Source organism: Paenibacillus sp. GSMTC-2017, from assembly GCF_016019935.1.
Lineage (GTDB): Bacteria > Bacillota > Bacilli > Paenibacillales > Paenibacillaceae > Pristimantibacillus.
In genome coordinates this window covers 620,902-629,012 of the sequence record NZ_JAECMT010000004.1, presented here as the reverse complement: position 1 = coordinate 629,012, position 8,111 = coordinate 620,902, and the positions used below count along the sequence as shown (strand labels likewise).

The following is an 8,111-nucleotide window of genomic DNA, read 5'->3' as shown; positions in this document are numbered from 1 at the left end:
ATCTATAAGTGACAGATTGCTCCGTCTTTCCCGATTCAGCCATGCGACCAAATCGTGTATCCGGTATTAGCATTCGTTTCCGAATGTTATCCCAGTCTTATAGGCAGGTTACCTACGTGTTACTCACCCGTCCGCCGCTAACCATCAGAAGTGCAAGCACTTCATCAAGTCCGCTCGACTTGCATGTATTAGGCACGCCGCCAGCGTTCGTCCTGAGCCAGGATCAAACTCTCCAAATTGGCGTTTGACTTGCTCATTACTTTATATTGCTTTTTCATTACATCCGTTAGGATGAATGAGGCAGTTTCGCTCGTTGTTCAGTTTTCAAAGAACAATCTCTTCTTTCGTGTTTCTTGCTTGTCGGCCGTTTGTCTCAGCGGCGACTTTTATAATATATCACAGGTGCCTATCCAATTGCAAGTACTTTTTTTATTTCTTTTTTCTTGCTCTTTTTCAGTACTCTTGGGGCGAGATATAATGTAACATGTTTCGACTAGGCTCGTCAACTGTTTCATTATAGTTGTTATATTCTGAACCTTCTGCATGCTTGACATGCCATTTAAACAACAATCCATTGCAGTCCAGCCATTAGCGCTACCCCCGGTACACCTAGTACTACAACCGTTCCAATCGTTATAGGATTAAGCGGAATATACAACCCTGGTATCACTCCTACATAGTTAAGTAAATACAGTAAACCTGCTGCAGCTACCAAGTGTAATGCAAACCCACGAAGCCAACTCCAAGACAACTTATTGCGGAACAACACCCATAAGAGCAACACCGAAGAACCAACTAACATGCTAAGCCAAACTGTTTTCATCTTACTCCCCCTATCCATTTAGGCCATTGCCCTTGCATTCTCTTCGCTTTACCTAGTAGCATCGCATATCTTTTCTCCGCTGTAATGATAGCGTGAATTGCATAATCCACTTGCTCATGTCCAGTCGCATAGTCGAAAAATCGCTTAGCACTCTCCCACTCGCGTAATGCTTCATTTATATCTTCCGTTACACATTCCTTTTCTGTTCTTTCTTTCTCAGAGTGTTCTTTACCTCGTTCCATTCTACACACCACCTTGTCCATCGCTTCTTATACGGCTTCCTTCATATGTGTATAAGCCTGTACAGAAGATTAGAACTAAAAAATCACTTTAGAGACTTGGTCGATAAATACTTCAAAGAAATTCGACAGTATGCTTCATACAAAATAACTAGTACTAATATGAAAAAAGGAGCCGTCCATTAGTAGATTGCTCCACTAACAAGACAGCTCCTTCTATTATTAGATTAATTCAGTTCACGTCGGCCTTCGAGCGCTTTGGATAAAGTTACTTCATCCGCATACTCCAAATCTCCGCCAACCGGTAATCCATGAGCGATACGTGTTACTTTAATTCCAAATGGCTTAACAAGCCTAGATAAGTACATTGCAGTTGCTTCGCCTTCGATATTCGGATTCGTTGCCAAAATCATCTCTTGAACTTTCTCATCACCGAGTCTTCTAAGAAGCTCTGCAATTCGAATTTCGTCAGGGCCGATACCTTCCATAGGAGATATCGCTCCCTGAAGTACGTGATAGTAACCATCAAACTCTTTTGTTCGTTCCATGGCAACCAAGTCCCTTGATTCCTGCACTACACAGATGACTGAACCGTCACGTGATTTATCTTGGCATATTCTGCACGGATCGGTATCTGTAATATTGCAACAAATGGAGCAATAAAATAAATTCCGCTTCACGCTTACTAATGCTTTTGCAAAATCGATGACATCATCTTCCTTCATCCTTAGCACATGGAATGCAAGTCTAGCAGCTGTCTTGGGTCCGATTCCAGGCAATCGGGTAAAAGCGTCAATTAACTTAGATATCGGTTCCGGGTAATACAAAAAGGGTACAGCTCCTTTCAGACTTCAAACGTTGCTTGAGTCAGCTTCTTAGAACAAGCCCGGAATTTTCATACCGCCCGTAAATTTGCCCATATCTTGGTTCGCAAGTTCATCCGCTTTAGTTAGAGCATCATTAACAGCCGTCATAACAAGATCCTGCAACATTTCTACATCATCCGGATCTACCGCTTCAGGTTTAATAATAACGCTAAGCAATTTTTTGTGACCGTTGATTTCTACCGTTACAACACCGCCGCCTGCTGAACCTTCAAGTGTTTTTGTTTCAAGCTCTTCTTGTGCTTTCATCATTTGCTCTTGCATCTTCTTTACTTGCTTCATCATTTGGTTCATGTTATTCATCTTCAGTCACCTCATCAATTATTTGTAGTTTCCTTATTCTTTGTCCTTCACAACTACTAGTTCTTCACCGAATAGCTTAACTGCTTCTTCAACCCACACAGGTCGTTTAACCTGAGGAGAAGCTTCTTCACCTTCCGGCACAAGCTCAAGCAGCTCACCTTGTGTTTCACCAGCACCATCTATTGCCGTTTGCCAATCCTTAAGCATAACAGTAACAAGATTATACGTTTCACCCAAAACCTCTTGCGCTATTCGTTCAATAATCTCTCGATGGTTTGGCTTTTCTGTCGTTTCACGATGGATCTCATTTTTGAAAGCAAGTAATAGGTTACCCCCTTGGACGGCAACCAGTTCGCCATCCTTAAGCCATGCATGAAGGGTTACTTTCGCATCCTTCACACGTTGGAGAACAATTGCCCATTTGGAACGTGCTTGGTTTGACGGATCACTTCCCGCAGCTTCCAAATAAGGACCTAACTTCACCTTCACTCTTGAAATACTAGACCCACCGCCGAATACACCTCGGGTACTACCTTTGGCACCTGGAGTAATTGCTCTTGTGCCATCAGTTGACCCATTGGCTGATGAAACTGCAGCAACACCATTCTTAAGCGCTTCTTCTAGTTTTCTCTCCAACGATTCCACCTGTAGACGAAGTCGACTAAGTTCTGCACCAGACGCTAGTCCTTCAGAAGAACCACCGCCCGCACCACTACCTACATTCACTGAGGAATGATCTTCCGGAATCGTGCAAAGCTTCATTAATGCAACCTCAAACAATGTTTGCGGTTGTGAAGCATGCTTTAACTCCACTTGATAGCGGTTCAGTATGTCGATCATTGCGAACAAGCGTTGTGAAGCATAGGCATCCGCCATTGTCTTGAACCGATCACGGTCCACGACGCGCTCCGTAATTGCAGCGCCTGACGGTGCTAGCTTCAGCACCAATAAATCTCTGAAGTAGTAAACTAAGTTTTCCATGCATTTATCCGCACTCTTACCCGCTTGCATCAAACTCTCCACTAACGGCATCACTAATGCGACATTACGATCGCGTACAGCTTCGGCTAACTGATAAAATTGATCAGCAGCCATTCCCCCTGTAACATCGATTGCTGCTTCCAGCGTAATTCGATTATCTCCGAAAGCGGACACTTGCTCAAGTAAACTTATTGCATCTCTCATTCCACCCTCAGATAAGCGGGCTATATAAGCAATAGCATCCTCATCGGCGCTAATACCTTCCTCCTGACAGATTTGCATAAGTCGTCCCGATTGCTCCTCCAAAGAAACTTGTCTAAAGTCAAACCTTTGGCATCTGGAAATAATCGTTGCCGGAAGCTTATGCGGCTCTGTAGTTGCTAGAATAAAGATGACATGTCCTGGCGGCTCTTCAAGCGTCTTCAGCAAAGCGTTGAAAGCTTCGGTTGTAAGCATGTGAACTTCATCGATAATATAAACCTTGTATCGCACTTCCGATGGTGCATATCTAACTTTGTCTCTGATGTCTCGAATTTCATCGATACCACGATTGGATGCCGCATCGATCTCGATCACATCCATAATATGCCCAGCGGTTATCCCTCTGCAAGCATCACATTCATTGCACGGCTCAATTGCTGGCCCTCGCTCACAGTTCACTGCTTTGGCTAACACCTTGGCAGTAGTCGTCTTTCCCGTTCCTCTCGGTCCATTGAACAAATAGGCGTGGGATACACGTTGCTCCCGAATTGCATTTTGAAGTGTTTGTATAATATGCTGCTGGCCAACCATATCCTGAAACGTCTGAGGACGCCAGGCACGATATAAAGCTATATGTGACACGTCACTCTTCCCTTTCAGCTTGCAAGCTCTTCCATAACTACTCTTTTTACTACATCTATTATACTACATTGACGCTTCAAGCAAAATGTTTTAAAAGATTTACAATTAAAAAAAGACCTACCGTAGCAAACGCCCGTCAAGCTTATCGCTTGATTAGGTTGCTATTGTAGGTCCCATCTTCCAAAGGGTAATCGCTACCCTTGATAAAACTTATTTAGTACCGTGCACCTGTCCCTGATAGATACGACCCAAGCGGCTCTCTTGCTACACAGCTCGAGCCAGGCGTCCCCCCGGCACATGAACTAACTTGCTTACGGCTGCTTCCTTCCAGACCTGACCGGATTCACAAGCGTCCATTGCGGAGGACCCAACTGTCAACACTGCTTGCAAGCACCAAACCTCACATCAGTATAACCTCAGACAGGAATTCAACCTCGCTACAGCGGATTGCGAGTTACAGGGCACCGCTACCTCCCCATCTAGCACGGCAAAAACAAGTATAGTACATTCTAACGCAAAGCGCAACCTGTCTTAATAATTGAAATAATAAATCAGTCCAATTCCCACACTATTCGCCACTATCTGTTCACCTTTACATACACATCGTACTCCGGCATATTTGACTGTACTATGGCTTGTGTTTCTGACCTAACTTTCTCCACTTCCGCGACAGAAAGCCCTTTTTTAGGTTGAATCCCTACTTGGATCAGACTGCCGTTAAAGCTAATTTTCAATCTTTTAATACCTTTAACGGGAAGAAGCACTTGTTCAATTAATCGGACATCATCTTTGTAAGATAATGATGAATGTTTATTCAATACATTTGGGTTAGTGTTAGAGTAGCCCATATAACCATCTTTTTTATAAGAATTCTTTTCGCTGACCGACCCGCCAGAACAACCTCCAGTTAGTGTGACCACAGAACAAAGCGCCCCCACCAACACTAATCTCCAAATCCTTTGTTTGTACCTACTCCCCTTATATCGCCACATAAAAAAACCTCCCTTATAACCATAGGATGGCTGAGGGAGGTTCTTGTATTCTGCCAAATAAAGGCTGAATGGTTGTATAAATTAAATGCCGTATTTCTTCTTGAAACGATCGACGCGGCCGCCGGCATCCAGGAACTTTTGCTTACCCGTATAGAATGGGTGACAAGCGGAGCAAACCTCTACGCGAAGGACCGATTTAATCGAACCTGTCTCGAATGAATTGCCGCAAGAGCAAGTAGCTGTAATGACGTGGTATGTCGGATGAATACCTTGTTTCATCTCGTTCACCTCTTTCTGCCCTGAATCACATGCGGATCCAGAGTTAAATCGCACATAGGCTGATTATAGCATGGATCATCTAAGGTACGCAATGAGAATCCCTTCTGAATGAGGGGATTACCGAATATTCCTAATAAATAATGTTACCTTTTAAGAATGGAAGGTGGTACATGCGTATAGGATCCGATGACAACGTCCGGAAGTTCTTCACGGAATATTTCTAACATTTGCTTCATTCCGTAAATTTCACCTTGTGCCTTTGGAATCAAAGACAAGTAACTTTCAGGATCAATATTTAAATTGCGCATTTGTATGAGCTTAAGACCAGTACGTTTTGCAAATCCAATCATCGCCTCAATTTCTTCTTCGCGGTCTGTTACGCCAGGAAAAATCAAGTAGTTAATGGAAGTATAAACACCTTTGTCTGTCGCATATTTAAGTGATCTCTCTACATTTTGCAACGTATAGCCACGCGGCTTGTAATAAGCGTTATAGTGATCATCAAGAGCACTTATCGTACTGACACGCATCAAATCTAGTCCTGCATCAACAATAGCTCTCATAAAATCAGTAAGACCAGCATTGGTATTAATGTTAATGTAGCCAAGTGACGTTTTGCTTCTGACACGCTTCATCGCTTCAACAATAATTTTCATTTGAGTGGAAGGCTCACCTTCACAACCTTGTCCAAAGCTAATAATCGACTCTGGTTCGCGGAGATGCTCCAACATAATCTGCTCAACTTCATCTACAGTCGGCTTAAAGTTCATTCGTGTCTGTGGTGCTACAAAGCCACTTTCCTCAGGTTGTTCAGAAATACAACCAAAGCAGCCTGCATTACAAGAATATGAAACGGGTACTGCTCCTTCCCATCTGCTGAGGAAAGTGTTGGAGGCAGTTAAGCATTCATAACCCAGTGCACAATTGGACAAATGTTTGTATAGGCGATTGTCTGGATATTTCGTAAGCAATCGCTCCACTTGTATTTTGAGCTCGGCTTGATCACAATTCAGCGGATCCCATCTCTCTGGATCGTCACATTGCTCTGCAGTAACATAGAACCCTCCATCCTTCCACACAACTGCTGTGTAGCCAAACAGAGGCAACTTTTCCTCTTTACTTGACTTCACATAGCCAGGAAGACATAAACGGGTATAGCCTTGTGGAAGAAGTGCTCCAACCGCTTGAGCCCCGCCAGGCAGTGCCTGCATCTCCCCAGTAGAGGGATCAATTCCAACCGGACGTGTAAAAGGAAGGCTAACAAGCGTTGCTCCTTCAGGAAGAGGAATAAGTTCATCCTCCATAATTTCAACGATCATATCACCGCTTCGACCGAGCCCAATATAATGGGGATGGTCGAACAGATTTCCTTGTTCGTCCGCATATACGAGATTCATGATGTACTCCTTTCAGCGGGACTACGAGCTGTGCGTCGTTCTGGCTACCGGTCTGCGATTAGTCTGTGATGATGAACTACTCTTAGGCGCAGGTCGCTCTGGCTTCATAGCTTCCGCCGATGTATCCAACGACATTAAAAACTGCTCGTTATTTTCCGATTCTTTCATTTTCTTCAGGAAGTTATCAACAAAGTCAGGCGCATCTGTCATGCCTCTGCGAATTGCCCAAACCTTTTCTAACTCTTCCTTCGTTAACAACATTTCTTCGCGACGTGTTCCAGATCTGCGCATATCGAGTGCTGGGAAAATACGGCGTTCTGCCAATTTCCGATCCAGATGCAGCTCCATGTTGCCCGTACCTTTAAACTCTTCATAAATGATATCATCCATACGCGAACCTGTTTCAACAAGTGCAGTTGCAAGTATAGTCAAGCTTCCGCCTTCTTCAACGTTACGTGCCGAACCGAAGAATCTTTTTGGACGATGGAATGCTGCAGGATCGATACCACCACTTAAAGTACGTCCTGATGGCGGAATAACAAGGTTATACGCTCTTGCAAGACGTGTAATACTATCAAGAAGAATAACGACATCCTTTTTGTGCTCAACAAGTCTAAGCGCTCTCTCAAGTACAAGCTCAGCAACCTTGATATGGTTTTCCGGCAATTCATCAAATGTCGATGAAACAACCTCACCTTTGACCGAACGTTGCATATCTGTAACTTCCTCTGGACGCTCATCAATAAGAAGGACGAACAATGAAATGTCAGGATGATTTTCCGATATGCTGTTAGCAATTTCTTTGATCAAGAGAGTTTTACCGGCTTTGGGAGGTGCAACGATTAGACCCCTTTGCCCTAGTCCAACTGGAGCAAGCAAGTCCATCATGCGTGTGGAAATCTTCGACTGTGAGGTTTCAAGCACTAGCTTCTTCTCGGGATAAAGAGGAGTAAGAGCAGGAAAATGAAGGCGCTCTGAAGCTGTTTCAGGATTTTCGCCATTGACTGCATTTACTTGCAGCAATCCGAAGTAACGTTCATTTTCTTTCGGTGGTCGACATTTTCCAGAAACGAGGTCACCACTTCTTAAATCGAATCTGCGAATCTGAGATGCGGAAATATAAATATCTTCTTTGCTAGGTAAGTAATTGATTGGACGAAGGAAGCCGAATCCTTCCTGCAAAATATCAAGTACACCTTCCATAAACATAAGACCGCTTTTTTCTGCTTGTGCCCGAAGTATTGCAAAAATTAATTCTTTTTTCTTAAGTTGCCCGTAATAAGCAATTTGATATTGCTTAGCCAGCTTATACAGCTCTGTCAGTTTCAATTCTTCCAGATCTGATATCTGAAGATCCGACATATACTCAC

At 43.6% G+C, this 8,111-nt stretch carries 9 protein-coding genes, 1 rRNA gene and 1 other RNA gene; all 11 read right to left on the bottom strand.

Translation table 11 applies throughout. The features are described 5' to 3' along the window. Positions 1 to 239: ribosomal RNA gene (locus tag I6N90_RS18870) — 16S ribosomal RNA — on the bottom strand; the annotation flags it as partial. A 320-nt stretch (positions 240 to 559) separates the two neighbouring features. Further along, positions 560 to 823, bottom strand: a complete 264-nt coding sequence (locus I6N90_RS18865) for a pro-sigmaK processing inhibitor BofA family protein (RefSeq protein ID WP_197937157.1) — start codon at positions 821 to 823, stop codon at positions 560 to 562. Beyond that, entirely contained in the window at positions 820 to 1,065 is a 246-nt protein-coding gene (locus I6N90_RS18860) for a DUF2508 family protein (protein WP_197937156.1), read from the bottom strand. Before I6N90_RS18860 ends, I6N90_RS18865 begins: the two co-directional genes overlap by 4 nt. Positions 1,066 to 1,289: 224 nt before the next feature. Then, positions 1,290 to 1,889, bottom strand: coding sequence for a recombination mediator RecR (gene recR, locus I6N90_RS18855; protein WP_197937154.1), 600 nt, complete (start codon positions 1,887 to 1,889; stop codon positions 1,290 to 1,292). A gap of 48 nt (positions 1,890 to 1,937) precedes the next feature. Next, entirely contained in the window at positions 1,938 to 2,249 is a 312-nt protein-coding gene (locus I6N90_RS18850) for a YbaB/EbfC family nucleoid-associated protein (RefSeq protein WP_197937152.1), read from the bottom strand. Positions 2,250 to 2,282: 33 nt separating this feature from the next. Beyond that, positions 2,283 to 4,073, bottom strand: a complete 1,791-nt coding sequence (gene dnaX / locus I6N90_RS18845; protein ID WP_197937150.1) for a DNA polymerase III subunit gamma/tau — start codon at positions 4,071 to 4,073, stop codon at positions 2,283 to 2,285. A 220-nt stretch (positions 4,074 to 4,293) separates the two neighbouring features. Further along, positions 4,294 to 4,561, bottom strand: an RNA gene (ffs, locus tag I6N90_RS18840) — signal recognition particle sRNA large type. 90 nt (positions 4,562 to 4,651) lie between these two features. Then, on the bottom strand, positions 4,652 to 5,065 hold the full coding sequence (locus I6N90_RS18835; protein WP_197937149.1) for a hypothetical protein: 414 nt from the start codon (positions 5,063 to 5,065) through the stop codon (positions 4,652 to 4,654). A gap of 81 nt (positions 5,066 to 5,146) precedes the next feature. Beyond that, on the bottom strand, positions 5,147 to 5,344 hold the full coding sequence (gene rpmE / locus I6N90_RS18830) for a 50S ribosomal protein L31 (protein ID WP_197937223.1): 198 nt from the start codon (positions 5,342 to 5,344) through the stop codon (positions 5,147 to 5,149). 143 nt (positions 5,345 to 5,487) lie between these two features. Further along, the gene (locus I6N90_RS18825; protein ID WP_197937147.1) at positions 5,488 to 6,741 is read right to left on the bottom strand and encodes a radical SAM protein; all 1,254 of its coding nucleotides are present in this window, start codon (positions 6,739 to 6,741) and stop codon (positions 5,488 to 5,490) included. Between the two features lie 21 nt (positions 6,742 to 6,762). Continuing rightward, positions 6,763 to 8,103, bottom strand: coding sequence for a transcription termination factor Rho (rho, locus tag I6N90_RS18820; protein ID WP_197937146.1), 1,341 nt, complete (start codon positions 8,101 to 8,103; stop codon positions 6,763 to 6,765). Between the last annotated feature and the right edge of the window lie 8 nt (positions 8,104 to 8,111).

Excerpts from the sequence above, each read along its gene's own strand:
- I6N90_RS18850 (WP_197937152.1), bottom strand. The coding sequence starts at position 2,249 with ATGAATAACATGAACCAAATGATGAAGCAAGTAAAGAAGATGCAAGAG.
- rpmE (WP_197937223.1), bottom strand. The coding sequence starts at position 5,344 with ATGAAACAAGGTATTCATCCGACATACCACGTCATTACAGCTACTTGC.
- I6N90_RS18865 (WP_197937157.1), bottom strand. The coding sequence starts at position 823 with ATGAAAACAGTTTGGCTTAGCATGTTAGTTGGTTCTTCGGTGTTGCTC.
- I6N90_RS18860 (WP_197937156.1), bottom strand. The coding sequence starts at position 1,065 with ATGGAACGAGGTAAAGAACACTCTGAGAAAGAAAGAACAGAAAAGGAA.
- I6N90_RS18825 (WP_197937147.1), bottom strand. The coding sequence starts at position 6,741 with ATGAATCTCGTATATGCGGACGAACAAGGAAATCTGTTCGACCATCCC.
- rho (WP_197937146.1), bottom strand. The coding sequence starts at position 8,103 with ATGTCGGATCTTCAGATATCAGATCTGGAAGAATTGAAACTGACAGAG.
- I6N90_RS18835 (WP_197937149.1), bottom strand. The coding sequence starts at position 5,065 with ATGTGGCGATATAAGGGGAGTAGGTACAAACAAAGGATTTGGAGATTA.